The sequence below is a fragment of the Kribbella sandramycini genome (genome assembly GCF_013131805.1).
Lineage (GTDB): Bacteria > Actinomycetota > Actinomycetes > Propionibacteriales > Kribbellaceae > Kribbella > Kribbella sandramycini.
This window is the reverse complement of the sequence record NZ_JABJRC010000003.1, coordinates 200,675-226,473: the sequence shown is the minus strand read 5'-3', so window position 1 is coordinate 226,473 and position 25,799 is coordinate 200,675. Positions and strand designations below refer to the sequence as shown.

27 protein-coding genes and 1 pseudogene are annotated in these 25,799 nt (G+C 69.5%); 11 read left to right on the top strand and 17 right to left on the bottom strand.

The genetic code is table 11. The features are described 5' to 3' along the window. Positions 1-17 precede the first annotated feature (17 nt). The 3 genes from HPO96_RS14555 (at position 18) to HPO96_RS14545 (ending at position 4,696) form a co-directional block, all read left to right on the top strand. Positions 18-788 carry a LemA family protein gene (locus HPO96_RS14555; RefSeq protein ID WP_171673974.1) on the top strand — a complete coding sequence of 257 codons (771 nt, stop codon included), beginning with the start codon at positions 18-20 and terminating at the stop codon, positions 786-788. Between the two features lie 266 nt (positions 789-1,054). Next, positions 1,055-4,033, top strand: a complete 2,979-nt coding sequence (locus HPO96_RS14550; RefSeq protein ID WP_171673973.1) for a BTAD domain-containing putative transcriptional regulator — start codon at positions 1,055-1,057, stop codon at positions 4,031-4,033. A gap of 297 nt (positions 4,034-4,330) precedes the next feature. After that, positions 4,331-4,696, top strand: a complete 366-nt coding sequence (locus HPO96_RS14545; RefSeq protein ID WP_337796638.1) for a hypothetical protein — start codon at positions 4,331-4,333, stop codon at positions 4,694-4,696. A gap of 3 nt (positions 4,697-4,699) precedes the next feature. On the opposite strand, the gene HPO96_RS14540 is transcribed toward HPO96_RS14545, so the two are convergent. Then, positions 4,700-5,356, bottom strand: coding sequence for a DedA family protein (locus HPO96_RS14540; protein WP_337796637.1), 657 nt, complete (start codon positions 5,354-5,356; stop codon positions 4,700-4,702). 24 nt (positions 5,357-5,380) lie between these two features. On the opposite strand from HPO96_RS14540, the gene HPO96_RS14535 reads away from it, so the two are divergent. Both HPO96_RS14535 and HPO96_RS14530 read left to right on the top strand, forming a co-directional pair. After that, positions 5,381-6,055: a TrmH family RNA methyltransferase gene (locus HPO96_RS14535; RefSeq protein ID WP_171673971.1), complete on the top strand. Its 675-nt coding sequence runs from the start codon at positions 5,381-5,383 to the stop codon at positions 6,053-6,055. A gap of 132 nt (positions 6,056-6,187) precedes the next feature. Beyond that, positions 6,188-6,376, top strand: a complete 189-nt coding sequence (locus HPO96_RS14530; RefSeq protein WP_171673970.1) for a hypothetical protein — start codon at positions 6,188-6,190, stop codon at positions 6,374-6,376. Here the strand turns inward: HPO96_RS14530 and HPO96_RS14525 are convergent. Genes HPO96_RS14525 through HPO96_RS14500 form a run of 6 tightly spaced genes read right to left on the bottom strand, consistent with a single transcriptional unit; the run spans position 6,365 to position 12,752 of the window. Continuing rightward, positions 6,365-8,095 carry an FAD-dependent monooxygenase gene (locus tag HPO96_RS14525; protein ID WP_171673969.1) on the bottom strand — a complete coding sequence of 577 codons (1,731 nt, stop codon included), beginning with the start codon at positions 8,093-8,095 and terminating at the stop codon, positions 6,365-6,367. The two genes, HPO96_RS14530 and HPO96_RS14525, sit on opposite strands and share 12 nt — an antisense overlap. Then, positions 8,092-8,922, bottom strand: a complete 831-nt coding sequence (locus HPO96_RS14520; protein WP_171673968.1) for an intradiol ring-cleavage dioxygenase — start codon at positions 8,920-8,922, stop codon at positions 8,092-8,094. Before HPO96_RS14520 ends, HPO96_RS14525 begins: the two co-directional genes overlap by 4 nt. Before the next feature lie 11 nt (positions 8,923-8,933). Continuing rightward, positions 8,934-10,133, bottom strand: coding sequence for a thiolase family protein (locus HPO96_RS14515; protein WP_171673967.1), 1,200 nt, complete (start codon positions 10,131-10,133; stop codon positions 8,934-8,936). Next, positions 10,130-11,161 carry a maleylacetate reductase gene (locus HPO96_RS14510; RefSeq protein ID WP_171673966.1) on the bottom strand — a complete coding sequence of 344 codons (1,032 nt, stop codon included), beginning with the start codon at positions 11,159-11,161 and terminating at the stop codon, positions 10,130-10,132. The genes HPO96_RS14515 and HPO96_RS14510 overlap by 4 nt, the downstream gene beginning before the upstream one ends. 24 nt (positions 11,162-11,185) lie before the next feature. Further along, positions 11,186-11,941, bottom strand: coding sequence for a CoA-transferase subunit beta (locus tag HPO96_RS14505; RefSeq protein WP_171673965.1), 756 nt, complete (start codon positions 11,939-11,941; stop codon positions 11,186-11,188). Then, the gene (locus HPO96_RS14500) at positions 11,934-12,752 is read right to left on the bottom strand and encodes a CoA transferase subunit A (protein WP_171673964.1); all 819 of its coding nucleotides are present in this window, start codon (positions 12,750-12,752) and stop codon (positions 11,934-11,936) included. Before HPO96_RS14500 ends, HPO96_RS14505 begins: the two co-directional genes overlap by 8 nt. A 64-nt stretch (positions 12,753-12,816) precedes the next feature. Between HPO96_RS14500 and HPO96_RS14495 the strand changes: the two genes are divergently transcribed. Next, a complete protein-coding gene (locus HPO96_RS14495) occupies positions 12,817-13,599 on the top strand; it encodes an IclR family transcriptional regulator domain-containing protein (protein ID WP_171673963.1) in 783 nt (260 codons plus the stop codon). A 27-nt stretch (positions 13,600-13,626) separates the two neighbouring features. Here HPO96_RS14495 and HPO96_RS38240 read toward each other — a convergent pair. Beyond that, positions 13,627-14,406: pseudogene (locus HPO96_RS38240) on the bottom strand (alpha/beta fold hydrolase); the annotation flags it as partial. Positions 14,407-14,453: 47 nt separating this feature from the next. Here HPO96_RS38240 and HPO96_RS14485 point away from each other — a divergent pair. Further along, the gene (locus HPO96_RS14485) at positions 14,454-14,840 is read left to right on the top strand and encodes a helix-turn-helix domain-containing protein (RefSeq protein ID WP_171673962.1); all 387 of its coding nucleotides are present in this window, start codon (positions 14,454-14,456) and stop codon (positions 14,838-14,840) included. Here the strand turns inward: HPO96_RS14485 and HPO96_RS14480 are convergent. Next, the gene (locus HPO96_RS14480) at positions 14,815-15,402 is read right to left on the bottom strand and encodes a nuclear transport factor 2 family protein (RefSeq protein WP_171673961.1); all 588 of its coding nucleotides are present in this window, start codon (positions 15,400-15,402) and stop codon (positions 14,815-14,817) included. The genes HPO96_RS14485 and HPO96_RS14480 overlap by 26 nt on opposite strands. Positions 15,403-15,499: 97 nt before the next feature. On the opposite strand from HPO96_RS14480, the gene HPO96_RS14475 reads away from it, so the two are divergent. Continuing rightward, a complete protein-coding gene (locus HPO96_RS14475; protein ID WP_171673960.1) occupies positions 15,500-15,874 on the top strand; it encodes a winged helix-turn-helix transcriptional regulator in 375 nt (124 codons plus the stop codon). 7 nt (positions 15,875-15,881) lie between these two features. On the opposite strand, the gene HPO96_RS14470 is transcribed toward HPO96_RS14475, so the two are convergent. The 4 genes from HPO96_RS14470 to HPO96_RS14455 form a co-directional block, all read right to left on the bottom strand. Further along, entirely contained in the window at positions 15,882-16,286 is a 405-nt protein-coding gene (locus HPO96_RS14470) for a VOC family protein (RefSeq protein ID WP_238355132.1), read from the bottom strand. 78 nt (positions 16,287-16,364) lie between these two features. Further along, a complete protein-coding gene (locus tag HPO96_RS14465; RefSeq protein ID WP_171673958.1) occupies positions 16,365-17,078 on the bottom strand; it encodes a MerR family transcriptional regulator in 714 nt (237 codons plus the stop codon). Positions 17,079-17,115: 37 nt separating this feature from the next. Next, the gene (locus tag HPO96_RS14460) at positions 17,116-18,441 is read right to left on the bottom strand and encodes an alpha/beta hydrolase (protein WP_238355131.1); all 1,326 of its coding nucleotides are present in this window, start codon (positions 18,439-18,441) and stop codon (positions 17,116-17,118) included. Positions 18,442-18,713: 272 nt separating this feature from the next. Continuing rightward, positions 18,714-19,760 carry an SIS domain-containing protein gene (locus tag HPO96_RS14455; protein ID WP_337796636.1) on the bottom strand — a complete coding sequence of 349 codons (1,047 nt, stop codon included), beginning with the start codon at positions 19,758-19,760 and terminating at the stop codon, positions 18,714-18,716. A gap of 112 nt (positions 19,761-19,872) precedes the next feature. Here HPO96_RS14455 and HPO96_RS14450 point away from each other — a divergent pair, with 112 nt between their 5' ends. Both HPO96_RS14450 and fbaA read left to right on the top strand, forming a co-directional pair. Next, the gene (locus HPO96_RS14450) at positions 19,873-20,592 is read left to right on the top strand and encodes a GntR family transcriptional regulator (RefSeq protein WP_132156117.1); all 720 of its coding nucleotides are present in this window, start codon (positions 19,873-19,875) and stop codon (positions 20,590-20,592) included. Positions 20,593-20,760: 168 nt separating this feature from the next. Next, the gene (fbaA, locus tag HPO96_RS14445; RefSeq protein ID WP_171673956.1) at positions 20,761-21,786 is read left to right on the top strand and encodes a class II fructose-bisphosphate aldolase; all 1,026 of its coding nucleotides are present in this window, start codon (positions 20,761-20,763) and stop codon (positions 21,784-21,786) included. 115 nt (positions 21,787-21,901) lie between these two features. On the opposite strand, the gene HPO96_RS14440 is transcribed toward fbaA, so the two are convergent. The 4 genes from HPO96_RS14440 to HPO96_RS14425 all read right to left on the bottom strand — a co-directional run bounded on the left by HPO96_RS14440 (position 21,902) and on the right by HPO96_RS14425 (position 25,234). Beyond that, on the bottom strand, positions 21,902-22,879 hold the full coding sequence (locus HPO96_RS14440; protein ID WP_171673955.1) for a hypothetical protein: 978 nt from the start codon (positions 22,877-22,879) through the stop codon (positions 21,902-21,904). 142 nt (positions 22,880-23,021) lie between these two features. Further along, positions 23,022-23,966, bottom strand: coding sequence for a type IV toxin-antitoxin system AbiEi family antitoxin domain-containing protein (locus HPO96_RS14435; protein WP_238355130.1), 945 nt, complete (start codon positions 23,964-23,966; stop codon positions 23,022-23,024). A gap of 62 nt (positions 23,967-24,028) precedes the next feature. Next, positions 24,029-24,772, bottom strand: a complete 744-nt coding sequence (locus HPO96_RS14430; RefSeq protein WP_171673954.1) for a GNAT family N-acetyltransferase — start codon at positions 24,770-24,772, stop codon at positions 24,029-24,031. Positions 24,773-24,784: 12 nt separating this feature from the next. After that, positions 24,785-25,234 (bottom strand): HNH endonuclease, encoded by a 450-nt coding sequence (locus tag HPO96_RS14425; protein WP_171673953.1) that lies wholly within the window; start codon positions 25,232-25,234, stop codon positions 24,785-24,787. A 146-nt stretch (positions 25,235-25,380) separates the two neighbouring features. Here HPO96_RS14425 and HPO96_RS14420 point away from each other — a divergent pair, with 146 nt between their 5' ends. Next, the gene (locus tag HPO96_RS14420; RefSeq protein ID WP_171673952.1) at positions 25,381-25,788 is read left to right on the top strand and encodes a DUF3151 domain-containing protein; all 408 of its coding nucleotides are present in this window, start codon (positions 25,381-25,383) and stop codon (positions 25,786-25,788) included. The last annotated feature ends 11 nt before the right edge of the window (positions 25,789-25,799 follow it).

Below are 25,799 nucleotides of genomic sequence, written 5' to 3'. Positions count from 1 at the left end.
CACTCGGGAGCAAGGCAATGACCTACGTCATCATCGCGATCGTGGTGATCGTCGTGATTCTCGGCATCGCGCTGATCACGTCGTACAACCGGTTCGTCAAGCAGCGGAACCTGATTCAGGAGTCCTGGCGGCAGATCGACGTCGAGCTGCACCGCCGGTACGACCTGATCCCCAACCTGGTCGAAACGGTTCGCGCGTACGCCGCGCACGAGCGGCACGTGTTCGAGGAGGTCGCCCGGCTGCGCACGCAGGCGGTCAACGTCCAGGGCGCGACGCCCGAGCAGCGGGCGCAGGCCGAGGGCCAGCTGTCCGGCGCGCTGCGGCAGATGATGATCTCGGTCGAGCAGTACCCGCAGCTGCAGTCGAACCAGAACTTCCTCGGCCTGCAGCGCGAGCTGACCGACACCGAGGACCGGATCGCCGCCGGCCGCCGGTTCTACAACGCGAACGTCGGGGACTACAACACCCGGATCGAAGCGTTTCCGTCGAATGTCGTCGCGGGCGCGTTCAAGTTCGACAAGGCCGGCTACTTCGAGGTGAACGACGAGCAGGTCCGCGCCGTCCCGCAGGTCTCGTTCGGCACGGTCGGCTCGGTCGCGGGTGAGCAGGCGCCGCCGCAGATGCAGCCGGGGCAGATCTCCTCGGGGCAGGTGCACCCGCAGATGCCCGGTGGGCAGGGCAACTACCAGCCGCAGCCCGGTTACAGCGCGCAGCCGCCGGTGGGCGGCCCGCCTGCGGGTTCCCCCAGCCCGCAGGACGGACAGCCGCCCTTCACCGGCGGCCACTGAGCCCGGCCGGAGCCGGTCTCGCGGAGTGCCTGGCGGGCACTCCTTCAGGCACCGGTTTCCCGTGGTTCAGGACCCCCGATCCCGAACTCCTACCAGTGCCGGGTCCGGGGTGCGGCGGCGGTCGGTCGCCGTACCCCGGGCCCTGCCTCCCCCCGGTACCGGTGTCAACAGTGCCCGAGTGAGATACATCCGGCGTACATCGGCCTTCCCGCGCGGTACAGCGGGATGCCACGATGGGGCGGTTCGAGAGTGGAGAGGGTAGGCGAGTGGACAGTCCGAGGTACGGGATCCTCGGGCCCTTGCGTCTCAGCCACGTCCAGGGTCAGCCGTTACGCGCCGCGAAACCGCGGCAATTACTGGCGACCCTGCTGCTGCACCCGAACCGCTTCGTCTCCACCGATCTGATCGCGGATGCACTCTGGGAAGGCACTCCGCCACGCTCCGCGACCGCGAATATCCGCACCTACGTCCGGGCATTGCGCGGAGTGCTCCAGGACGCCGGTCTACCGGCCCCGATCGACACCTCCGCGGCCGGCTACAGCATCGAGGTCGGTGTCGACGAGCTCGATGCCAGCCTGTTCGAGTCGCTGCTCGCCGAGGGTGGCCACCTGCGCGACGCGGGTGAGGGCAAGCAGGCCATGCAGGCCTTCTCCCGGGCGTATGCGCTGTGGCGTGGCCGACCGCTGGAGGACCTGATCATCCCGGCCGCCTGGGAGGGCTCGGTCAACAGGCTCGAGGCCCAGCATCGCGGCCTGGTCGACACCCTGCTCGATCTGCGGCTCGAGTACGGCGATGCCAGCGGCGCCGCCGTCCTCCTCAGCGCTCGCCTCACCGACGACCCGTACGACGAGCAGCTGTGGCGCCGCCTGGTCGACGCACTACTCGCGGCCGGTCGGGTCGGCGAGGCGCGCGCGGCGTACCAGAAGGCGGTGCAGACGCTCGCTGATGAGCTGGACATCAAGCCCGGTCCGGAGCTGGAGGCCGCCGGCACTCGCGCCGAGAACGGCCGCTCGGCCAACTGGCCGAACCCGGGTATCCCTGCTGACCGGTCGGCGGACCGGCCGACAGCCGAGGCCGCGCCGGGCCCGATGGCTGCGCCGGAGTTGACCGAGACCCGGCGTCCGCCGAGTCAGTTGCCGCTCGACCTGCCGGACTTCAGCGGCCGGCAGATCCACTTGGAGCAGCTGCGGGATCTGGTCTGCGGCCGCGACCCCGTCCGGCCGCCGATCGCCGTCGTCTCGGGTGCGCCTGGCACCGGCAAGACATCTCTGGCCGTTCGGCTGGGCCATCTGGTCCGGGAGTCCTTCCCGGACGGGCAGATCTACCTGGACATGCACGGTGCCACCCAGCCACGTGATCCGGCCGCCGCGCTGACCGATCTGCTGCTCAGCCTGAACCTGCCGGACTACGCGATCCCGACCGACCCTGAGCGCCGTTCGGCGATGCTGCGGTCCGAGCTGGCCAGTCGCCGGGTGCTGATCATCCTGGACGACGTCGCCACGGCTGGTCAGGTCGCTCCGCTGATGCCCGGCACCGGCGCGTCCGCTGTCGTCGTGACGAGCCGTAACCGGCTGATGGATCTGGCCGGCGCGGACAGCCTCCCGCTCGACACCTTCGACGACGGTGAGGCTGTGGCCCTGCTGGAGTCGGTGGCCGGGGCCGGCCGAGTCGACCGGACGACGTCCGCCGCCGAGGAGATCCTGGCTGCGTGTGGGAACCTGCCGCTCGCGATCCGGATCGTCGGCAGCCGGCTCGCCCAGCGCCCGGACCTGAGCCCTGGCGAGCTGGCTCGGCGGCTGCGGGACGAGAGCTCCCGGCTCGACGAGCTGAGTATCGGCGAGCTCGCCGTCCGGACCAGCGCCGACCTCAGCTACGACGCGCTGAACCCGGACGAGGCCCGGTTGTACCGGCTGATCGGCCACTTCGCCGTTGGCGTCTTCTCCGCCCGCGCTCTGGAGGCGATGGCGTCACCGGCGTCCGTACGCCGAAGCCTCGATCGGCTGATCGAGGTCAACCTGGTCCGGATCAGCTCGATCGACCATCGCGGAACGGCCCGCTACCGGATGCATGACCTGCTCCGGCTGCACGCGATCGGCGTTGGCGACGAGAGTCAGCGGGCCGAAGCGGTGAAGGACGTCGCGACCGTCGTGGACGCCATCCTGAACAAGGTCCGCCGGGCCAATACGGCGTTGAGTGTCGAGTTCTTCGGCGTGCCGGAGCACTCGGGGCCGTTGACGTCACCGGACCCGCAGCCGTTCACCGAAACGGATGCGATCGCCTGGTTCGACAGCGAGCGCAGCACGTTCGTCCCGGCGATCCGGGCGGCCGCTCAGAACGGATTGCACGACTACGCGTGGCGGATCGCCGCTGCCTGGTCGCCGTACCTGGACATGCGCGCCGGATTCGACGACTGGGGTGAGTCGCACCGGCAGGGCCTGCGCAGCGCGATCGAATGCGCGGACCGGTGGGGTGAGGCGATCATGCATCGCAACCTCGCCCAGCTGGCCGTCTACCAGGACGACTGGGACACCGCACGGACGCACTTCGACCAGGCGGCGCCGGTGTTCGCCGAGGTCGGTGATCGGCTCGGCGCGGGGATCACCGCGGTCGGGCTGGGCACCTGGCTGCGCGAACGCGGGAGTGCCGACGACGCGTTGACCCAGTTCGAGAACGCGATCGAGGCGTTCGTCGAGGTCGGCAACGCGAACGCCGAAGCGGTCGCGCGGACGGCAGCGGCGTCCGTCTGGCTGTCCCGTGACGACACGGTCACGGCTGGGCGCTATCTGGCCCAGGCGTACCTGCTCGGCGTCCGCCTCGGTGATGCGCACCGGGTTGCCAAGGTACGCCGTCGCATCGCCGGCCTGCGGTTGCACCAGGGCCGCCACGACCAGGCGGTCCGGCAGCTGCGTCAGTCACTGGGCATCTTCACCGACCTTGGCGACGACCACTGCGCCGCTCACGCGCGTGCTGAGCTCGGCCACGCGCTGATGACGCGCGGCGAGCTCGCAGCGGCCCGCAAGATGCTCATCGACGCCGTGGAGATCGGCCACCGGCTCGGTGACCGCAGTGTCGAGGGCCGCGCCGCCCAGGACCTCGGTCGGCTCTACCTGACCACGGGCAACCTCGACTGGGCCCGCCGCACCTTTGAACGCGCCGCCCGGGTCTGGCAGCAGGCCGGCAACGACGACCGCGCCGCAGCCTGCCGTCTGGAGCTCGCCGGCTTCGAAAGCGCCGCCGCGGGCTGAATGTACGCCCGCTGTATCGCACCACCGCACCATTGATATCGCCACGGCAAGAAGGGCCGGACGGTATACGGGGATCGGGGGATACCTATGGCCGAGGTGCTCCGCACCGATCGGAGCTTGGCGCTTCCGGCGCCCAGGCACGCACCTCACGGCACTGGCGAAACGCCCACGATGCCCCGCATCGAGGACGCTTCTCCAGCACCGCGATGCACGCACCTGAACACCGGAATCACTCAAGCTCCGACCGGTGCGGAGCACCAGGGGGAGGTCGCGGAAGCTGTGGAGCGTCGATTCCACGTGGGGAATCCACGAGGGACCGAGGCGGCGCTGGACTGGCAGCTGGAACGGGTGGGGTCGACGGCCTGGCAGGACTGGCCGTTGAAGTTCCAGCGGATGGCCTTCGGCTATGCCCAGGACAGCGGCTGGCAGGACGCGGACGACGCGGTGCGGTGGCTCGACCATCACTCCCTTCTGCACGAAGGGACGGCGCCACGGGGGGCGCTGGTCTGGTACCAGGCGGCAGACCGGATCCGGGTGGTTTCGGCACTCGGATCCGGTCAGGTGGTCGGCCCGCTGATCGGCGGTCCGGTGGCGATCGCGATGCTCGCCGACCTCAGTACGGACTGGGTCTGGTCGGACCCGGTGTTCCCGTTGGGGCAGTGACGCTCAGTCGACGGCCGGCAGCGCGGCGGCCTTGCGGCGCTTGGCCAGCGCGAACTCGACGACCATCGGGATCAGCGAGACCAGCACCAGCAGGATCAGCGCCGACTCCAGGTGCGCGTGCACGAACTCCACGTTGCCCAGCGCGTGCCCGAGCAGGGTGATCCCGGGGGCCCAGATGATCGCGCCGATCCCGGTCCACAGGAAGAACTTCTTCGGGTCCATCTTGCCGGCGCCGGCGACGATCGTGATGAACGTCCGGACGATCGGCACGAACCGGGCCAGCACCAGCGCACGCGGGCCGTACCGCTCGAAGAACTCGTGCGTCTGCTCGATGTACTTCGGCTTCAGGAACCGCGCGTTCGGGTTGGTGAACAGCGACGTCCCGAGCACCCGGCCGATGTAGTAGCCTGACACGTTGCCCAGGAAGGCCGCGACGGTCAGCAGCACGCAGGCCAGCCAGAGCGGGACGTCGATCGTGCCGCGGGCGATGAACAGGCCGACGGCGAACAACAGCGAGTCGCCGGGCAGGATCGGGAACAGCACCCCGCACTCGATGAAGATCACCGCCAGCGTGCCCCACAGGGCCCAGTCGCCCAGCCAGTTCAGCAGGAACTCGGGGTCCATCCAGTTGGGCATCAGCATCGCGAGTTGAACAAGCACCGGCACAGGGTAGCGTCCCGACCTGTGCAACAGCCCAATCGCGATGAGACGGACCTCCGCGGCGCCGATGTGGTCGGACCGAACGAGGTCGGGGTCGGCCCCTGGGTGGGCGACCGGCCGGACGACCCCCGCCTGGACCCCGAGCTACTGGACGCCGGTGACCGGCGCAACGTCGTCGACAAGTACCGCTACTGGCGGCTGGAGGCGATCGTCGAGGACCTCGACCGGCAGCGGAACCCGTTCCACATCGCGATCGAGAACTGGCAGCACGACCTGAACATCGGCTCCGTCGTCCGGACGGCGAACGCGTTCCTGGCCGCCGAGGTGCACATCGTCGGCAACCGGAAGTGGAACCGTCGCGGCGCGATGGTCACCGACCGCTACCAGCACGTCCGCCACCACCCCGAGCTCGCCGACCTGGCGACGTACGCCGCCGAGCGCGACCTGCCGGTGATCGGGATCGACAACCTGCCCGGCTCGGTCCCGCTGGAGACCTTCGACCTGCCGGCCGGGTGCGTGCTGCTGTTCGGCCAGGAGGGCCCGGGCCTGACCGAGGAGGCGCACGCGATCTGTACGGCGGTGCTGTCGATCGCCCAGTTCGGATCGACGCGCTCGATCAACGCCAGCGCGGCCGCCGCGATCGCGATGCACGGGTGGATCCGGCGGCACACGTTCGGGCAGTCGTTACCTGACGCGTAACCCACCTGTGTGCTCGTCCGTTGAAGAGTGCGACAGAAGTGAGGCTTCTCGAAACAAAGTCAGACCCCTCGGGCGGGGCCGGCGCGTCCTCACACGCGCCTGCTGGGTTTGTGACGGGAACAGGGGGTTGCGGTGAGTTCGTTGTGGGATGAGCTGATCCACGAATTGGGGACCGTGCGCGCCTTGAGCGCGGCGGCTCTACAGGCGCGCTCGGAGACGTCCAGGGTCGCGCTGATCACGTTGCTGGACGCCGAGACCGCGGAGATCTCGGCGATCCTCGAGCAGATTCTGCGGGAGGCCCAGCAGTCGTCAGCGGCCTAGCAGCTGGCTGACGGCCTGCTGCAGGGCCTCGGTCGGGTCGGCGGGTAGCTCGGACGCGCGGTAACCGATATGCGCGTCCGGGCGGACCAGGAGACAGCCGTCGTCCGCGATCTCGCGGACGCGCGCCCAGTCGCCGTACAGATCTTCCAGCTCGTGCCCAGGCCCGATCACGAAGGCTTCGAGCGGTACGCCGAGCCGCTCGGCGACCGATTGGGCCGCCTTCACCCAGGCGTCGCCGCCGATCCCGGTCAGCAGCGTGAACCGGCCCTTGCCGACGACGTCCAGCGTGCTGACCGTTTCGTCGCCGCGGGTCAGCCAGGTGTGCGGGATCCGCGCGCCCGGCCAGGTGGTCGGGTGGTAGTACAGCTCCGGATCCCGGTCGTACGCCGGCTCCGGCGTCCCGTCGGTGATGACGGCCGCGGAGCGGTAGCGCTGACCGAGCTCGACGCCGTGCGCGTTGAACTCGTAGTCCTTGAGCTCGATCGCCTTGCGCAGTTCCTCGCGCTGCGCCGCGCCTTCAGGAGTGTCGTCCTTGCGGGACTCGATCGTGCGGCCCGCGGGCGCGTCCGGCGTCATGCCGAGTGCTTTGAAGATCTGGCCGAACTGGGTGCGGCTCTTGTTCGCCCGGTCGACGATCTGCTTGGCGATCGGCGTCCGCTCCTCGTCGTACGTCTTCAGCAGGTCGGGGGAGGCCTGGCCTTTCAGGACGAGCGAGAGTTTCCAGGCCAGGTTGTAGGCGTCCTGGATCGAGGTGTTCGAGCCGAGGCCGTTACTCGGCGGATGCCGATGGATCGCGTCGCCCATACAGAACACGCGGCCCTTCGACGCCTGCTCGGCGTACATGTGGTTGACGCTCCAGACCGAGGTGCCCTTCAGCTTCACGTCGATCGTGTCGTCACCCACCAGGCTGCGCACGATCTCGGTCGCCATCGCCTCGTCGACGACCGGCGCGGGCTGGGTGATGTCGTAACCCCAGACGATCAGCCACTCGTTCCACGGCCGGACCATCCGGATCAGGCCGGCGCCGATACCGCCGATCTGCGCGCCGGGCTGGAGCACCCAGTAGAGGACGCTCGGGCGATGGGCGACGTACTTGGCCAGGTCGGCCTCGAAGACGATGTTCATCGAACCTTCGACATCCATCGCGCCGGCCATCGGCAGGCCGATGTCCTGGGCCACTTTGCTGCGGCCGCCGTCCGCGCCGATCAGGTACTTGGCCCGGATCTGGTAGGTCTCGCCACTCAGCCGATCGCGGACGGTTGCGGTGACGCCGTCGTCGTCCTGCTCCAGGGCGAGGTACTCGGTGTCGAAGCGCAGCCGGGCGCCGCGGGCGGCCGCCGTACTGACCAGGATCGGCTCGAAGAGGGTTTGGGGCAGGTCGCAGGGGAGGGTCGGGCTGGCCTCGGTGTAGTCGGCCAGCCGGCGCGGGTGAGTACCCCAGGTGCGGATCCGGCCGATCTCCTCCCCGGCGAGACTGGTGCAGAAGGCGGTCTGGCCCATCAGCTCGTGGGCGGTGCCCTTGTCGGTGATCTGGTCTTCGATCCCCATGTCGCGCATCAGCTCGACCGTGCGCTGGTTGGTGATGTGCGCGCGGGGCGTGTTCGCCGTCCAGCCGTAGCGGGTGAGGACGATGGTGTCGACGCCGTACGTCGACAGGAAGAGCGCGGCAGCGCCACCGGCCGGGCCGCTGCCGACGATCAGGACATCGGTGGTGATCATGGCGTCTCCTCGGCGAGCACCAGGTCGTAGCTGACGGAGTAGTGGCCATCGGGATGTTCGGTGAACTCGGTGACCAGCGAATCCTTGACGCCGAACACCGCATCCTCTTGCAGGTAAGGGTCTGCGGCCTCGAAGACGTGGGTGATGAGCCGGTGGTAGCCGGGTGCGGTGACCATGAAGTGGATGTGTGCGGGCCGCATCCAGCCGCGGCCGCCGGCGCGCAGCATCTCGCCGACCGGCCCGTCGACCGGGATCGGGTAGGCGACCGGTTTCACCGCCCAGAACGAGTAGTTGCCATCAGCATCGGTCTTCAGATGGCCGCGGTTCTGCGGTCCGGTCAGGCCGTCCTTCTGGACGTCGTAGAAACCGTCCTCGTCGGCCTGCCAGGTCTCCACGGTCGCACCGGCGATCGGCTCGCCCTTGGTGGTCAGGACGCGGCCGCTCACCAGGCACGGCTGTCCGGGAGCGCCGTTCGCGAGATCGGCGCCGTTCGGCACCTCGGGGGAGCCCTCGACGAAGAACGGGCCGAACACGGTCGACTCGGTGGCGCCTTCGGCGTCCGGGCTGCCGAGGCCGACGGTCAGCATCGACAGGCCGAGGGTGTCGGCCAGCAGGACGAACTCCTGGCGCTTGTCGTCGGAGATCTGACCGGTCCGGGTCAGGAAGTCGATGGCGAGGAAGTACTCGTCCTCGGTGAGGTCGACCTCACGCGCGAATGCGTGCAGATGCCGCACCAGCGCGCTCATCACCTCTTTGGTCCGCGGCTCCAGGCTTCCGTCGAAGCTGGTCACGACCGCGTCTGTCAGCTCGTCTCCGTGCAGGTCCATAGCGCTGCCTTTCATGCCTCGATCACCATGGCCAGCCCCTGCCCGACGCCGATGCAGAGGGTGGCCAGTCCGTAACCGCCGCCGCGCCGCTTCAGCTCGTGCGCGAGGGTGGTGAGAATGCGGGTGCCGGAGCTGCCGAGCGGGTGGCCCAGCGCGATCGCTCCGCCGTTCACGTTGACCTTGGCGGGGTCGAGCTCGGGCCATTGCCCGAGACAGGCCAGGCTCTGGGCGGCGTACGCCTCGTTGAGCTCGACCAGGGTGAGGTCGTTCCAGCCGATACCGGCCTTGGCGAGCGCCTTGTTCGACGCCTCGACCGGGCCGATCCCGAAGTACTGCGGCTCGACGCCGTGGACCGCGCGGCTGACGATCCTGGCCAGTGGGTTTCCGAGCCGCTGGGCGGTGCTTTCGTCGGCGATGAGGACGGCGGAGGCGCCGTCGTTCAGTGTGGAGGCGTTGCCCGCGGTGACCGTGCCGTCGGCGCGGAAGGCGGGTTTCAGCTTGGCCATCAGCTCGGGCGTGCTGCCGTCGCGGATCGACTCGTCGCGGGTGAGCGGAGTGTGCTTCGTGGGGAGGATGCCGGTCAGGCGATCCCAGCGGAGGACCTCGTCGTCGAAGGCGCCGGCCGCCCAGGCCTTGGCCGCCTTCTCGTGGGAGGCGAGTGCGAACAGATCCTGGGCTTCGCGGGTGACGCCGTACTTCGCGGCGAGCTGTTCGGTCGCCTCGCCGAGGGAGACCGTCCACTCCTTCGGCATCCGCGGGTTGATGAACCGCCAGCCCAGCGAGGTCGACTCGGCCTGCAGGCCGCCGTGCGGGTAGGCGCGGTCGGGTTTCGGCAGGACCCAGGGCGCGCGGCTCATCGACTCGACACCGCCCGCGATCACCAGGCTCGCGTCACCGGTCTCGATCGCCCGGGCGGCCTGGATCGCGGCTTCGAGCCCGGAGCCGCAGAGCCGATTGACCGTCGTCCCGGGGACGCTGGTCGGGAAGCCGGCCAGCAGCGCGGCCATCCGGGCGACGTCGCGGTTCTCCTCGCCGGCGCCGTTCGCATTGCCGAGGACGACGTCGTCCAGTTGGCCGGGATCGATCGCGGTGCGTCGCGCCAGCTCTTGCAGCGTGACGGCGGCGAGGTCGTCGGGGCGGGCGCCCGCGAGTGCGCCGCCGAGTTTGCCGACCGGGGTGCGGACGGCGTCCAGCAGGTAGGCCGATCTCATCGTGCTGCTCCTTCGGGCCGCGTCCCGGTCCACGCTCTGGTGAGGATCTCGTCGACGTCTTGCGGGAACTTGGCCGCGGCTGCTTCGGCTTGCTCTTCGGTCAGGCCGAGCTGTCGCAGACTGGTCGGGATGTTCGCTTGCCGGAACAGGTCGAACAGGCCGGTTGCGAGGTCATCGGTCTGGAGCGCTGCTTCCAACCTGGCTTTGGCTTTCGGCACGCTCGGCGCCTGCACGCGAGCTACTTGCGGGAGGACGGCCGCGTGGGTCTCGGCGTGCGGGAGGTTGTAACTGCCGCCGAGGAGGTGGCAGAGCTTGTGATGGACGCCGGTGCCGGCCTGGGCGAGTGCGGAGCCGGCGAGGCAGGCGCCGTACAGAAGGTTGCTGCGGGCATCTATATCCTGCGGCTTCTGCAGAGTTGCCCGTAGGCCTTCGCTCAACGCTCGGGTGGCCTCCACCGCGGTGGTCTCGGTGATCGGGTTCGCCTTGTCGGTCCAGACGGCTTCGACGCAGTGGGCGAGGGCGTTGGCCACGCTCGCCGCGGTCGTTTCGATCGGCAGGCCGATGGTGAGCTCGGGGTCGTACAGAACCGTTCGGGGCAACACTCGGAGGTCGGTGCCGGTGGTTTTGCTGCCGTCGGCGGTCTCACCCCACACCGGTGTCATTTCGGACCCGGCATACGTCGTCGGCACCGCGATGATGCGGACGTCGCCGGCCAGTGCGATCGCCTTGGCCAGGCCGACGGCGGATCCGCCGCCGATCGCGATGATCCCGTCGGCGTTCGTCTCGCGGGCCTTGGCGCGAGCGGCCGCGGCGACCTCGGTGGGGACGTGCTGCCGGACGCCGTCGATGCGTCCGGCGAAGAGTTCTTTCAAGTCTGCCTGGGCTTGGTCGGCCGCTTGCCGCGCCGATCCGGTCGCGATGACGAGCGCCCGGCGTACCCCTAGCAGGTCGGTTTCGGCCGCGACCTGCCGCAGGCTGCCCGGGCCGAAGACGACGCGGGCGGGGAAGGCGGTGTGGACGAACGTCATTCCCAGCCACCCCATTCGCGGTGTTCAGGCATCGATGACCTCCCGGGCGCGGAGGCGGCGCAGCATGTCGAGCTCGACCTCGGTCGGCGCGGGGACCTCTTGGACGTCGTCCGCGAGTTTGAGCTCCCAGCCAGTTGCGGCGCGCGCCTGCTCGGCGGTGACGCCGGGGTGCAGCCGCGTCATCGTCAGCTCGTTGGTCTCCGGATCGGGCTCGAGGACGCCGTGGTCGGTGATCACCAGCGTCGGACCGGCGCCGGGCGACTGCCGCTCGCGGCCGGTCGGGCCGTAGCCGACCGAGGTGACGAAGTCGACGCGCTCGACGAACGTCCGCGGGGACTGCTTGACGATCACGATCACCCGGCCCGCGTTGGCGGCGATCTCCGGCGCGCCGCCGGCGCCGGGCAGCCGCGTCTTCGGGTTGTCGTGCGGGCCGATCACGGTCGTGTTGATGTTGCCGAACCGGTCGATCTGCGCGGCGCCGAGGAAGCCGACGTCGATCCGGCCGGCGCCGACCCAGTAGTTGAACATCTCCGGCACGGAGACCACGGACGTCGCGGTCGCGGCCAGGTCGTCGTCCCCGATCGACAGCGGCAGCCGGCGCGGTTTCGCGTCGATCGCGCCGGATTCGTAGACGAGCCGGCAGGACGGCGCATGCGTGTGCCTGGCCAGGTTCGCCGCGAGGTTGGGCGGGCCGACCCCGACCAGGCACACGTCCCCGTCATGCAGCTCGCGGGCGGCGGCGACGTTCATCATGTCCGCGCTCTTCCAGGCCTCAGGCATCTGCGGCCGCCTCCAGTCCGTTCTCCTTGGCCCAGGCCAGGAAGGCGCCGCGGTCTCGGGAGACGGCGTCCCACTGCTGGTAGAAGTCGTTGTCGCGCGTCGAGTAGCCGAGCGCGTACGACGGCCAGGCGCCGCCCGGGACCACGCTGACCGCGGCCAGCGCCCACTCGGGCAGGATCACCGCGCCGGTTCGGTCGGGGAACTCGTCGACGATCTCCTCGACGGTGACGATCGCGCGGTCGGCCGCGAGCACCGCCTCGCGCTGGACGCCGGTCAGACCCCACAGCATCACGTTGCCGTCGCGGTCGGCGAGCTGGGCGTGGATGACGCTGACATCGGGGTTGACCGCCTTGACCGCGGCCAGCTCCTCGCCGGTGAACGGGCAGGTGATCCGGCTGATGATGTCGCTCTGCTGCTCCAGATCGGTGCCGCGATAGCCCCGCAGGACGGCGAAGGGGAGCCGGGCCGCGCCGGCGACGTACGCGTTGGCGAGGCCTGCGTGGCTGTGCTCGTGCACAACGAGTTTGTGCGGCCAGTGCTTCTCCACGGCGTCGCGGAGGCGATGCAGTGAGCCCACGCCCGGGTTGCCGCCGTACGAGAAGACCAGCTCGTCGGCGACGCCGAGGCCGATCAGCTGGTCGTAGACGACATCGGGCGTCATCCGGACGAGCTTGAGGTTTCGGCGGCCCTGGCGGGCGATCTCGTGCGCGGCGGCGAACGGGATCAGGTGGGTGAAGCCCTCGAGTGCCACGGTGTCACCGTCGCGGACGTGGGTCGCTATCGCTTCGTCGAGAGGGACTGGACTTGGCATCCGCGGCTCCACTATGATTTCGCTGAGCGAAAAGTTCTTCTTTCAACGAAAAGTAGGGTAGTCGATGGCTGGTGAGGCGTCCAGCGGGACCTTCCTGCAGGGGCTGGAGCGTGGGCTCGCGGTCATTCGCGCCTTCTCGGCGTCCGCTCCGGCGCTGACGCTGAGCGAGGTGGCGCGCGAGGTCGGCATCACGCCGGCGACCGCGCGGCGGATCCTGCTGACGCTCGAGCAGTTGGGCTACGTGCGTACCGACGGCCGGCAGTTCTCGCTGACGCCGCGTGTCCTCGCGTTGGGCTGGGCCTACTTGTCGTCCCTCGACCTCGGCGAGCTGGCCGGCCCCTTCATGGAGGAGCTCAGCGCCGCGACCCGCGAGTCCTGCTCCATCGCCACCCTCGACCTGCCGGACATCGTCTACGTCGCCCGCGTCCCCACCAGCCGCATCATGACCGTCGCGCTCGGCGTCGGCGCCCGCCTCCCGGCGTACCCGACCTCCATGGGCCGAGTCCTCCTGGCCGGCCTCCCGCCCGCCGACCTCGACGCCTACCTGGCCGACCTGGGCGCCGAACCCCTCACCGACCGCACCGTCGTAGCCCCCGAAGCCCTCCGAGCCGCCATCACCGCGGCCCGCGCCGACGGCTACTCCCTGGTCGACCAAGAGCTCGAACTAGGCCTCCGCTCCATCGCCGTCCCCATCCACAACTCCCGCGGCCGCGTCATCGCCGCCCTCAACGTCTCCGCCCACGCCTCCCGCTCCACCCCCGACTCCCTCTGCCGCGACTTCCTCCCCCACCTCCACCAAGCCGCCACCCAGATCACCACAGCCCTGACCCACCGAGGCCCCCTCTAACCACTCGCCAATCGCATGGGCGACAGCTTGTGGGGCTTCTACGGGGGCTAGGTGGCCGACGTCTTTTAGTTCGATGACTTTGGGGGTTCCCGGGAACTGGGACTGGAGGTTGTAGGCCTGTTTGAGGGGGAGCCAGGGGTCTTCGGCGCCCCAGCCGATGCGGACCGGGCAGCGGGTTCGGGAGAGGCGGGCGGTCAGGGGGCGGGTGTGGGTGGGGGTGAGGGCTGCTATTTGGCGGTAGAAGGCGGGCTGGCCGGTGGCGCCGCGCCAGGGGCGGGTGAGGGTGTCGAGCCAGGTGATGGTGAGGCGGTCGTTCGCGGCGCCGGAGATGTACTCGTCCAGCAGGGCGGTGTGGAGAGCGGCTGGGAGCTGGGAGAACACGTCGGCGTGCTGGGCGACCAGGCGAAAGAACGGTGAGCCCCACGGGTCCAGGACGACGGCGTCCCAGAGGAAGAGGTCTGCGTAGTCGACGTCGTGCAGCAGATGGGCGCCGAGGGCGACGGCGGCGCCGATGTCGTGGGCGACGACGTGCGGCTGGTCCAGTCCCCAGTGCGAGACCAGCGTGGCGAATCGGCGCATCTGCGTGCACAGGTCGACCGGAGCGTTCTTCGGCGAGCGACCGTAGCCGGGCATGTCCCACAGGAACACCCGGTGGCTGCAGCTCAGTCGCCACGCCACCTCCGCCCACACCTGCGCTGACCACGGCGTCCCGTGGCAGAGCACGACGTCCCCGGCGGACTCGCCGTCCGGCGTCAGTACGTACGTCGCAGTCCGCGCACCACCGATGTCGACGAACTCAGGCTCCATGTCGACGACGCTAGAACTTCAGGTCGACCTGAAGGCAAGATGGCCTGATGAGGATCGGCGAGGTGGCCAACCGGCTCGGCGTAGCGACGCACGTGCTCCGGCATTGGGACGACGCCGGCGTCGTCGTCCCAGAACGCACCGCGACCGGCCACCGCGAGTACACCGAGGACCACCTCTACCGCCTCCGCGTCCTCCAGGCCTGCCAAGCCGTCGGCATGAGCCTCCCGGAGATCCGCCAGGTCCTGAACCGCCGCGAGCCGCACCGGACCGGCGTCATCGAACGCCGCCTGCAATGGATCCGCGCGCAACGCGAGCAACTGGCGAACGCCGAGCGTTTCCTCGTCCACGTCATCGGCTGCGAACACGACCTCCTGACCAGATGCGCCAACTGCAGCGAGTACGCCGGGGTCAGCCGAGACCGATCTGGCTGTTGAAGGACTGGTTGTCCCAGAAGAGGTGCTCCTCGTCCATGGTGTGGCGGCGGTTCCAGATACCGACCGTGGCCATGGTGATCTTGTAGGCCTTGCCGGTGGGTTTGATGAAGCCGCCCTTCCCGTCCGGCATCGGCCGGGTGAAGGTGCCCTCCATGATCCCGGTGACCGCGGTCAGCTCGTTGGTTGCGAGCCGCAGCGGGTGCTGCTGGATCCGGGTGTCCGGCGCCCAGACGAACATCGCCTTCAGATCCGCGATGTGCTTGTCGATCCCGTCGGTGAAGTGCCCGTCCGGCCAGTGCACGCGGATGTTCCGGGCGTGACTCTCGTCCAGCCGGTTCCATTTCTGGCCGGTGAAGATCTCGAAGTCCAGCTCGTCGAAGATGCGCAGGTGCCGCCGCTCGTCGGGTGACAGACGCGGCGGCAGGCCGTCGTGACCCGGGCCGCGCTGCGCCTCGGAGTCGCCGTACGCGAGCGCCGTGCCGCTGCTCACCGCCGCCAGCGCAAGCGCGCCGAACCCGGCCGCGCCGCTGCTCCGGATCAGGGAACGCCGATCGATCGTCATCGTCCATCTCCTTCTGTAGTTTCTGATAGATACTGCTTACCATCAGATACTACAACCTTCAAGTACTCGGTTCCCGTGACGAACTACACTGGGAACCGTGAGCGAGGACATCGAGTACGACGTGTTCTCGTCCTCCTGCCCGTCCCGGCCGGTGCTCGAGGATGTGACCGGGCGTTGGGGCGCGCTCGCGCTCGGAGCGCTGGCCGATGGTCCGCTGCGCTTCAACGAGCTGCGCCGGCAGGTGGACGGCGTCAGTCAGAAGATGCTCGCCCAGTCCTTGCACGCGCTGGAGCGGGACGGGCTCGTTCATCGCGACGTCCAGTCGACGTTCCCGCTGAAGGTCGAGTACAGCCTGACCCCGACCGGCGCCGTCCTCGCGGCGAAGCTGCTCGACCTGATCGGCTACCTGACCACGAGCATGCCCGGCATCCTCGCCGCCCAGCAGACCTACGACGAGGCCCGCGCCGACTGAGTGCGCTTCAGCCGCGGACCGCGGCGACGATGTCCAGGTAGTGCGGGTTGGTCATGATGCCGAGCAGATTGCCGAAGGGGTCGGTCACGGACGCCGTCCGGAAGCCGGAGTCGCCGTGGTCGACGATGCCCTGGTTGAGGGTCGCGCCGAGTTCGAGCAGGCGGTCGAGCGTCTTCTCGAGATCGTCGACGTGCCAGTTGAGGATCGCGCCGGCCGGGCCGTCGCCGACGCGGTGCGGCGCGAACTTCGCGTCGATGATGCCCAGCTCGGCCTGGAAGTCGCCGATCCGGAACTCGACATAGGACGGCGCCTCCTGGGACGGCATCGCGTAGTACGCCTCCGTGTCGAGGAAGTTCGCGTACCAGTCCCGGGCAGCCCGCACATCGTCGGCGTAGAAGCTCACCGTCGCCATCCCTCGCAACATTTCCGCACACCCTCTCGCTGTTCTGAGATCTTTAGCCTCACAGCAGAAGAGGACGGATGCTGGCCGCTACTTCCGGCGGTTTCTGATCCGTTGCAGGACGTCGAGTTGGGCCGGGTTGTAGAGGTCGTTCATGGCCAGGTCGATCGTGCGGCCGACGTGCCCCGGGCCGCCGGGCGCCGTCGTCCGGGACTCCTGGAGCTCGGGGAACTCGGTGCGGATTGTGGCGAAGTGCTCGCTGAGCCGGTCGACCAGGTCGGCGCGGGTGGGTTCGTCGGCGTCCGGAGCGAGGCGGTCGAACTCGCCGACGGCTGGATCCTCGACGTACTCGGCGAGGAAGCGCTGCCAGGTCTTGAGCCCTTCGGCATCGAGGAGGCGCGCCTGGACGACGAGAAGGGCGCGATCGTTGGCGGACATCTCGCTGATCAGCGGCGCCCACTCGGCCGGTAGATCGGTCGGCCAGCCGTGTTCGAGGATCGGCGCCAGCTCGGCGCGGAGACGTTGCAGGCGGTCGATCCCGGCCGCGAGTTCGGCGTCCAGTTCGCGCAGAATCTGAGCCGGGTGCTCGGTGGTGTCGCCGAGCTGGGCGATCTGGGGGAGCGACAGGCCGAGCTCGGTGAGTCGGCGGATGCGCAGCAGACGGGTCAGCTCGGCGACGCCGTACTGCTTGTAGCCATTGGCGGTTCGCTCGGGCTCGGCCAGCAGACCGAGCTTGTGATAGTGCCGGACGGCCTTGACAGTCGTCCCGGCCAGCTCGGCGACCTGCCGGGTGCTCCACGCCATGGAGTCGATCTTTGCACGGCGTGGAGCACTCATCGCGTCAGGCGTCGCAGCGCAGGTCGTGCCGGGGACGCTTCCCGTCGACGAGGAACGCTGTTGCCACGTTGAGCACGCAGGCGTTGGAGCTGTAGACATATGCGCCGTGGCCGCCCTGGTCGACACTCACGAGCCGGGCGCGGTCGCCAAAGGCCTTACGCAGCAGGACTCCGCCGACGTGCGGCGTCGCAGGGTCGCGAAGGTTCTGCAGGATGAGGATGTTCGCCGGACCCTTTTGACTGATCTTCACTGGTGGCTCGGCGGGCGCATGGTGCCAGAATGCGCAGGGGGTGATGTTGGCGCCGGCCGCGCCGAAGAGCGGGTAGCGCTGCCGGGCGTCCTTCACATCGCGCTGGTAGGCGGCGAGATCGCGCGGCCAGGCCGAGTCGTTGCAGACCACGGCGAGGTAGGCGGACATGCTGTTGTCGTACGGCGAGGGGGTTTCCGCCTTGCTGGACAAGAGATTCGGCTGATGGTCCTTGAGGCTTTGCCAGAGCTGCGCGGTCTTGGGGAAGTCCTGGTCGGCGTAGATGCCGGCGAAGACTGCGATCCGGAAGGTGGCGCCGTCGTACCCGAGCACCGGCTCGGTCTCCAGCTGTTCGGCGAACCGGAGGAAGTTCCGCCGCACCTCGGCCGGCGTCCGCCCGAGCCCGTACGCCGTACTCCGATTGGCCGCGAACTTCGCGAAGTCCGGGAAGCGCTGCTCGGCGCCGAGCCCGAAGCGCCGCTGGCTCTCCCGCGTGAGGACCGTGTCGCCGGAGTTGCTGTCGAGCACGACGCGGTCGGTGCGCTGTGGGAAGAGCGAGGCGTAGGCCGCGCCGAGCGCCGTACCGTAGGAGCCGCCGAAGTAGCTGAGCTTCTCTTCGCCGAGCGCCGCGCGGATCGTGTCCATGTCGCGGGCGGTGTTCGCTGTCGACATGAAGCGGAGCCGGTCGTCGTGATCGTTGGTCGCGCATTGGTCGGCGACGCCCTTGACCACGCCGGCCCATCGCGTGACGGCCGCCGCGTCCGCCGGATACGGCGGGATGTTGCCGGCGTATGCCTGCCCCTGCGCGAACCCGCAACTCACCGGCGCCGACAACCCGACCCCGCGCGGATCCATCCCCACCACGTCGTACCGATTCAGCACACTCGCCGGCATCCCCAACGTCGCCAGCTCGGCCGGCATCGACAACCCCGCGGCACCCGGTCCGCCGGGGTTCGTCAGCAGCACCCCACGCCTGGCCGGGCTGCTGCTCACCAGCCGCGACACCATGATGTCGATCGTGGCCCCGCCCGGCTTGCCGTAGTCGAGCGGAACCGGAACCCTCGCGCACTGCAACGGAACCAACGGAAACTTCGCCGTGGTCTCCGCCGGACAACCACTCCAGGTAACTCGCTCCGGAGTGGTACCTCGCTCAGGAGTCGCGGTGCTGGTCCCCGGTACCAGCACCGCTCCAACCACGGCTAGAGCAACGCCCAACCCGGCCGCTCGCCGTCCCGCCGCTCGGCGAGCTGCAGGCGGTCGGTGGGCTCGTCCCCGTTTCATGCTGTCTCCTCTGCTGTTCGGATGGCTCCGGACAACAGCTGAAACTGTGCCCTTGGGGCACGGTCAAGTTGGGGTCAGTCGGTCTGGGTGACCTTGCGCAGGCCGCGCGGGGCGTCCGGGTCGAGGCCGAGTTTGCGGGCCAGCGCCTCGATCGCGCGCTGGGCCGGGATGACGAGGGCCAGCGGGGCCAGTGTCTCGGGGAGGTCCGGGCCGGGCAGGTTGACGTCGTTGCGGGCGGCGAAGGCGGGGTCGCCGCCGATGCCGAGGATCTTGCTGCCCTTCTCGCGGACGACCCCGGCCAGCTCGGTCATCCCGGGCAGAGCCGGGCCCTCACCGGCGGCGACCAGGATCGTGACCAGGTCGGCGTCGACGACGGCGATCGGGCCGTGTTTGAGGTCGGCGTAGGACAGGCCGCGGACGGGCTGCAGGCAGGTCTCCTCGAGTTTGAGGGCGACCTCGAGCGTCGTGCCGAAGGTGAGGCCGCGGCCGCTGGCCAGGACGTCGTGCGCGCCGGCGAGCAGCTCGGCGGCGGCGTCGACCGACCCTTCGAGCATCTGGGCGGCGGCGTCCGGGACGCGGGCGATATCGGCGTCCAGCGTGCCTGGCTTCTGGGCGAGCGCGTCGACGGCGACGGTGATCGCGGCGAGCTGCGTCGTGTACGTCTTGGTCGCCGGGACGGCGAGCTCCTTGCCGGCCTGGGTGATCAGCGCGACATCGGCGGTCGAGGCCAGTGGGCTGTCGCCGTCGTTGGTGATGCCGACGATCGCGGCGCCGTTGCGCTTGGCCCACTCCGCGGTGTCGACGATCTCCTGGGTCGCGCCGGACTGGCTGACCGCCACGACCAGCGAGTTCGACAGGTCGAGGTTCGCGCCGTACAGCGTGGCGACCGAGGGCGCGGCCAGCGAGGCCTGCCGGCCGGCGTGGATCTCGGTCAGGTAGCGGCCGTAGACGCCGGCGTTGTCGGACGATCCGCGGGCCACGAAGATGACGTTGCGGCGACCCGCGGCCAGCCGCGTGATGTCGTGCCGCAGCGGCAGCACGTGCTCGAACGTCGCGGCCAGGGCAGCCGGCTGTTCGGCGATCTCGCGCGCCATCTGGGTTTCCGGGACGGGGACAGACACCACTGCGATCACTGGTCCTATCTGGTCTTAACAGGTATGCTGCGCACGATAGCAGTGAGCGGCGTCCCGGGGCACCCCCGAGTCCCGCCCAGGTCTGGAGGATCGAGAAGCGATGGTGGCGACGAAGCGGGCCCAGGTCCGATCGGTGCTGGAACGACTGATCGACGTCGAGCTGCACCCGGGGGATCCGATCCCCTCGGAGCGGGCCCTGGTGGACAAGCTGAACGTCTCCCGGGTGACCGTGCGGCAGGCGATCAGCGACCTGGTCGAATCCGGCGCGCTGGAGCGGGTGCACGGTAAGGGCACCTTCGTCACCGGCCCCCAGGTCGACTCCCAGCTGCACCTCACCTCGTTCTCCCGGGAGATGCGGGCCCGCGGCCTGGAGCCCGGGACGGTCGTGCTGTCGGCGACCGAGATCGAGGCCTCCGACGAGACCGCGAAGGGCCTGCGGGTCGCCAAGGGCACCAAGGTGATCCGCGTCGAGCGGCTGCGCACCGCGGACGCCTCGCCGATGGCCTACGAGGTCGGCTACTACCCGTCCGCGCTCTTCCCCGGCCTGCTCGGCCGCGAGCTCGGCACCCTGTACGACGTCTTCGCGAGCGAGTACGACGTCGTCGTCACCTCCGGTGAGCAGACCGTCCGGGCGGACAACGCCGACGGTCATGTGGCCCGGGTTCTCGGCGTGGCCCGGCGGGCACCCCTGCTGGTCCTCGAGCGCACCACCTTCGCCGGCCGCAAGGTCGTCGAGCTGTCCTGGTCGGCCTACCGGGCCGATCGGTACCGGCTGCACATGGCCCTCACCCCCCGCGGGCCGCGCTCCGGATCGGCCTGACGGCGGCCGCCACTGGACCGATCCTGTCCCCAACTGGTCTGTTCTGCTGCTGTTCGCTCCCCGGTCACCTGACCGGTCAGCAGGCGGGCCGCTCGCCACGACGAGGTGCCGGGCGGCGATACTGGAGCTCAACCCACAGGAATTTTGTTGTGAGGAGTACCGCGAGACATGCCTATTGCCACCCCTGAGGTCTACGCCGAGATGCTGGACAAGGCCAAGCAGAACCGCTTCGCCTACCCGGCCATCAACGTCAGCTCCTCGCAGACGCTGATCGCAGCGATCCGCGGTTTCGCCGAGGCGGGCTCGGACGGCATCGTCCAGGTCTCCACCGGCGGCGCGGAGTACCTGTCCGGCTCGACCGTGAAGAACATGGTGACCGGCTCGGTCGCCCTGGCCGCGTACGCGCACGAGGTCGCCAAGCACTACCCGGTGAACATCGCGCTGCACACCGACCACTGCCCCAAGGACAAGCTGGACGGTTTCGTCCGCCCGCTGCTGGAGATCTCCGCCGAGCGCGTCGCCCGCGGTGAGAACCCGCTGTTCCAGTCGCACATGTGGGACGGCTCGGCGGTGCCGCTGGACGAGAACCTCGAGATCGCCAAGGAGCTGCTGGCCAAGGCCGCGGCGGCCAAGATCGTGCTGGAGATCGAGGTCGGCGTCGTCGGCGGCGAAGAGGACGGCGTCGCGAACGAGATCAACGACAAGCTCTACACCACCGTCGAGGACGGCCTGGCCACGGTCGAGGCGCTCGGCGCCGGTGAGCACGGCCGCTACCTGACCGCGCTGACCTTCGGCAACGTGCACGGCGTCTACAAGCCGGGCTCGGTCAAGCTGCGCCCGGAGATCCTCAAGGACATCCAGGACGCGGTCGGCGCCAAGATCGGCAAGGAGCGCCCGTTCGACCTGGTCTTCCACGGCGGCTCCGGCTCGACCCTGGAGGAGATCCGGGCCGCGGTCGACCACGGCGTCATCAAGATGAACGTCGACACCGACACCCAGTACGCCTTCACCCGCCCGGTCGCCGCGCACATGTTCGGCAACTACGACGGCGTCCTCAAGGTCGACGGCGAGGTCGGCAACAAGAAGGCCTACGACCCGCGCGCCTGGGGCAAGGCCGCCGAGGCCGGTATGGCCGACCGCGTCAAGGAAGCCTGCGAGAGCCTCCGCTCCACCGGCACCTCGCTGAACGCCTGAGCAACGCACCACCAGACAGGACGCGAACGGCGGCACGATCCGGCTGCCGCTCAGCGCGTCACCTGTCGGCTCCAGCTGGCGGACCCGCTGCTTCGGCAGCGGGTCCGTTCTGGTTTCAGCGGACAAGCAGGCCTCCCCAGTCGGGCGCGTAGAACGGGGTGATCGACTGGCAGTCGTTGATGGGTTCGTCGGTGGCGGAGAAGCCCCAGAGCCAGCCGAGGCGGTCGGTGCGGCCGTCCTTGAAGGAGAACGAGACGGGTTTGCCGACGAGGCCGGCATCGACGGACTTGGTGACGACGCCGGTGGCGACGCCGACTGGGCCGCCAGTGGCGAGACAGGTGATGCGTCCCTGGAAGTCGGCGACCACGCTGCCGTCGGGTTTGTGGTGCGTGACGTGGAACTTGCCCTTTACCTGGTCGGCGTTGTCGCCGGGTGCGATCCGGGCGGCGACGGTGAAGCGCAGCGGATCACCGAAGAACTGCGGGGTCTTGCTGGTACCGCCGAGGACGGCGAGCACGTTCGTTCCGGTGGCGCCCGACTTCAGGTCGACCCGTTCGGACGAGGGCGCGGCAGCGGCCTCCTGACCGGCGTCGCCGCGAACGCGGAAGTCGCCCCAGGTGACGGGGAAGTGCGGCGCGGTGCCTTGGACGCGGCTGATCGGGGCGCCGAAGAAGCCCCACACCCAGCCGATCCGATCCTTCCGGCCACCGTCGTACACGGTGAGCGAGATCTGTTTGCCGACGAGCTCCAGCGGTACGCCGGGGTGGTCGGCGCGCTCGATCGTCCCGGTGACGATGGCGACCTCGTCGATGGCGTACAGGCTGGTGATCCTGCCACTGAAATCGGCGACGAGGCTGCCGTCCGGGTTGCGGTGGACGACGTGGAAGTCGCCGGTCGGATTCAGCGGATTGTCGCCCTGGGCATCGACCTCGAAGCTCACCGGATCGCCCTCGTTCTCCGGACCGAACTCCTTCCCGAGAACGCCACCGGCCTTGCCTTTCACCTCCATCGCCGCTGCTTGCCGCGCGGGCTCGACGTCGGCGAACGATGGTGTGCCGGACAGCACGGCGAGGACGGCGACACCGGCGGTCATGCGAATGATTCTTTGTCGGGCGGACAGCACTGGTTGGCTCCTTTGCTTTCGGAATCTGCGACCAACCTCGTCGATCCAGGGGCGTGGCAGATCCCTCCGGCGAGCGAAACTGCTAGCTCGGACGGGGGACTCGGGCCCCAGGTCATGCGCGGGCGAGGGGGAAATGGCGGACGCCGGAGCGGCGGCGGGCCAGGGTGAAAGTGGTGCGGATGCGGTCGACGACGAGCTGTGGGCGGTCGAGGTCGGCCCAGGAGAGCCAGCAGGTCTCGACCGGAAAGGGTGGATCGGAGGGGGTGGGGGCCGGTTCGACGGGTTCGTCGGTCTCGTATTCCTCGCGCCAGTAGGGGTGGCGTAGCTCGAACTCGACGAGGGCACGCTCTGCGGGGAACCACAAGATGCCTCCGGTGGGCTGTTCGGGGTCGGAGGGTGGGGGCGGGATCGGGCTGGGGAGGCCGGCTTTGGCGAGGATGAGGCGGAGGCGCGTTTCGGCTACGGAGGCGGCACCGGTATGGAGGGTCAGTCGGTGGGCGGCGCGGTCGGCGCCGTGAGGAAGCAGGCTGATGGCGCGAGTGGCGGTGCGTGGGGTGACGAGGCCGGAGTACAGGGCGGCGTCGATCAGGGCGATGGCCGGGACGGACTCGGCGGTGGCGGCCACTTCGGCGACCGCACGCGCGGGGGAGACCATACGGAGCTTGTTCCAGGTCAGAACACCGGGCCCGACGGGATCGCGGATGTGCCGGTGGACGCCCGGTGGCGAGCCGGAGTTGCACGGCGATGTCACATGGACCGTGGTCAGATCGAGCCCCCAAGCCGGCAACCCGTGCAGCACGGCCGCCGACTGGTGGCTGGCGAGGATCGCCGGACCACCTGCCCGCAGGACGGCGGCCACGCGCCGGACGTACGCATCCTCCTCGGTGACCACGCTGAGCAGCCGATGGACGGCGTACTTCCCGTGGCGGACCCGCCACCAGCCGCCGCTGCGCAGCAAGTAGTCGATATCGGCCTCGTGGTACCCACAAGCCCGGGCATCGGCCCGGGTGAACACACCGCCGCGAATCGCGGCCATCACCGCAAGTTGAGCATTCATGCCCTAGAACCTGCCGCGATCGGCCCCCGATTCGCCGATCGATTTCCAGCCTGTGGAGAACTTCAGAGCCGGTGCCGCACCCATACGTTCGGTTCGGTGTACGTCGCCGTCCCGGCCGCCGGATCGCAGTGCACCGGCACCAAGGCGCCCGGTACGTCGATCGGGCCCGCGGTGTCGAACGGCAACGACGTCCAGCGCCGCCATTCGTCGAGTGAGCCGGCGATCAGCCACGACGCCGGCGCGATGCCGACGATCTCGCCGCCCATCCGGACGTGGGTCCGAAGCCAGGGATCGGCCGGCAGCCCGTCCGCGCGCGTGCGGGCGGCGTACGCGCGCATCGAGGTGTGCGGCTCGGCGGACTTCCGGCTCGGGCGGACCGGCGCCAGGAGCGTCCGGTGCCCGAGGTCGGCGGCAGCCTGGCGGAGGGCGGCGAGCATGGCCGCAGCCACGCCTTGGCGCTGGTAGGGCTGCGCGACGCTGATGTCGAGCGCGCAAGTGGTGTCCGCCCGGACGCCGCGCTCGGCGTCGGCAAAAGCCCAGACGGCGGTCTGCTCCCAGCCCCCGGTGGGCAGGGCCGGGCGGGCGGCGAGCTGGACGGCGTGGGCGTCGGCGACGACTGTCCCGTCGGGAGCGGTCGCGACCAGGCACGTGGTCGGGAAGGTGTCGAGCGTGCGCCAGAAGTACGCCTCGGAGACGCGGTTGTGGCGCATGAACTCCGGCCAGTCGCCGGCGTCGAGCTCGGCCCCGGCCAGGTGCGGCCGGTCCGCGAGCGTGCTGATCTCGAGGGGCGGACGGTCAGCGGGCATGAAAAAAGCTCGTCATGTGGCTATGACGAGCTCGGCTCTGGTTGGTATCCAGGGTTGCCATAGGAGCGGCATGTCGGCCTCGCTGGGGGTGCGGTTGCCTTTGCGCTCGTTACAGGAGGCATGGGCGGCGACGGCGTTCAGCCACTCGGTACGGCCGCCTCTGGAGCGCGGGTGGACGTGGTCCATGGTGTCGGCGTTGTCGAGGCCGCAGTAGGCGCAGCGGAACTTGTCGCGCCGCAGAACGCCGTGTTTGGAGTACTTCATCCGGCCGGCGGCGTAGCGCCAGTGGGTGACCACGTAGCGCACCAGGCGGAGGACCCGGGGGACAGGGAACGGGCCGATGGTCCGGCCACCGTGCGCCTCTTCGACGACCGCGACCTCGCGAACCAGCATCCGGATGGCGTGCTGGATCGAGACGGTGTGCAGCGGTTCGTACGACGCATTCAGAACAATGACGCTCATCCGGTGCCTCCAACTGGGCCGTAGCTGGGAACCACGGCGGTCTTGACGCAGGGTCTCAAGCATCCGTGGCCGGTCGGTGAACGGTCAACGGATTTCGTCAGACGGTCACGTGCCGAGCCGGATGCGCGATCAGCGAAGATGTGCTTATGGAATTGAACAATCTGCTCTCAGGTCCACCCGAGACACTACTCCCCGTGGACCCGGCCGCGGCGGAACTCGCCGCCGGGGTCTCCGCGACCGATGTCGCGGCCAAGTTCCCGGCGTCCTCGCTGGCCTGGGGGACGCTGGCCGAGGCGGCCCTGGAAGGGGGCCGGACGATCGAGGCGTACGCCTACGCGCGGACGGGCTACCACCGCGGTCTCGACCTGCTCCGCCGCAACGGCTGGAAGGGCCACGGGCCGGTCCCGTGGGAGCACGAGCCGAACCGCGGCTTCCTGCGCTGCCTCGCCGTCCTCGGCAAGGCCGCCGGTCTGATCGACGAGAAGGAGGAGGCCGAGCGCTGCGCCACCTTCCTGCGCGACTCGTCGCCTACGGCCGCCGACGTGCTGGCCTGAAATCCGCTTGC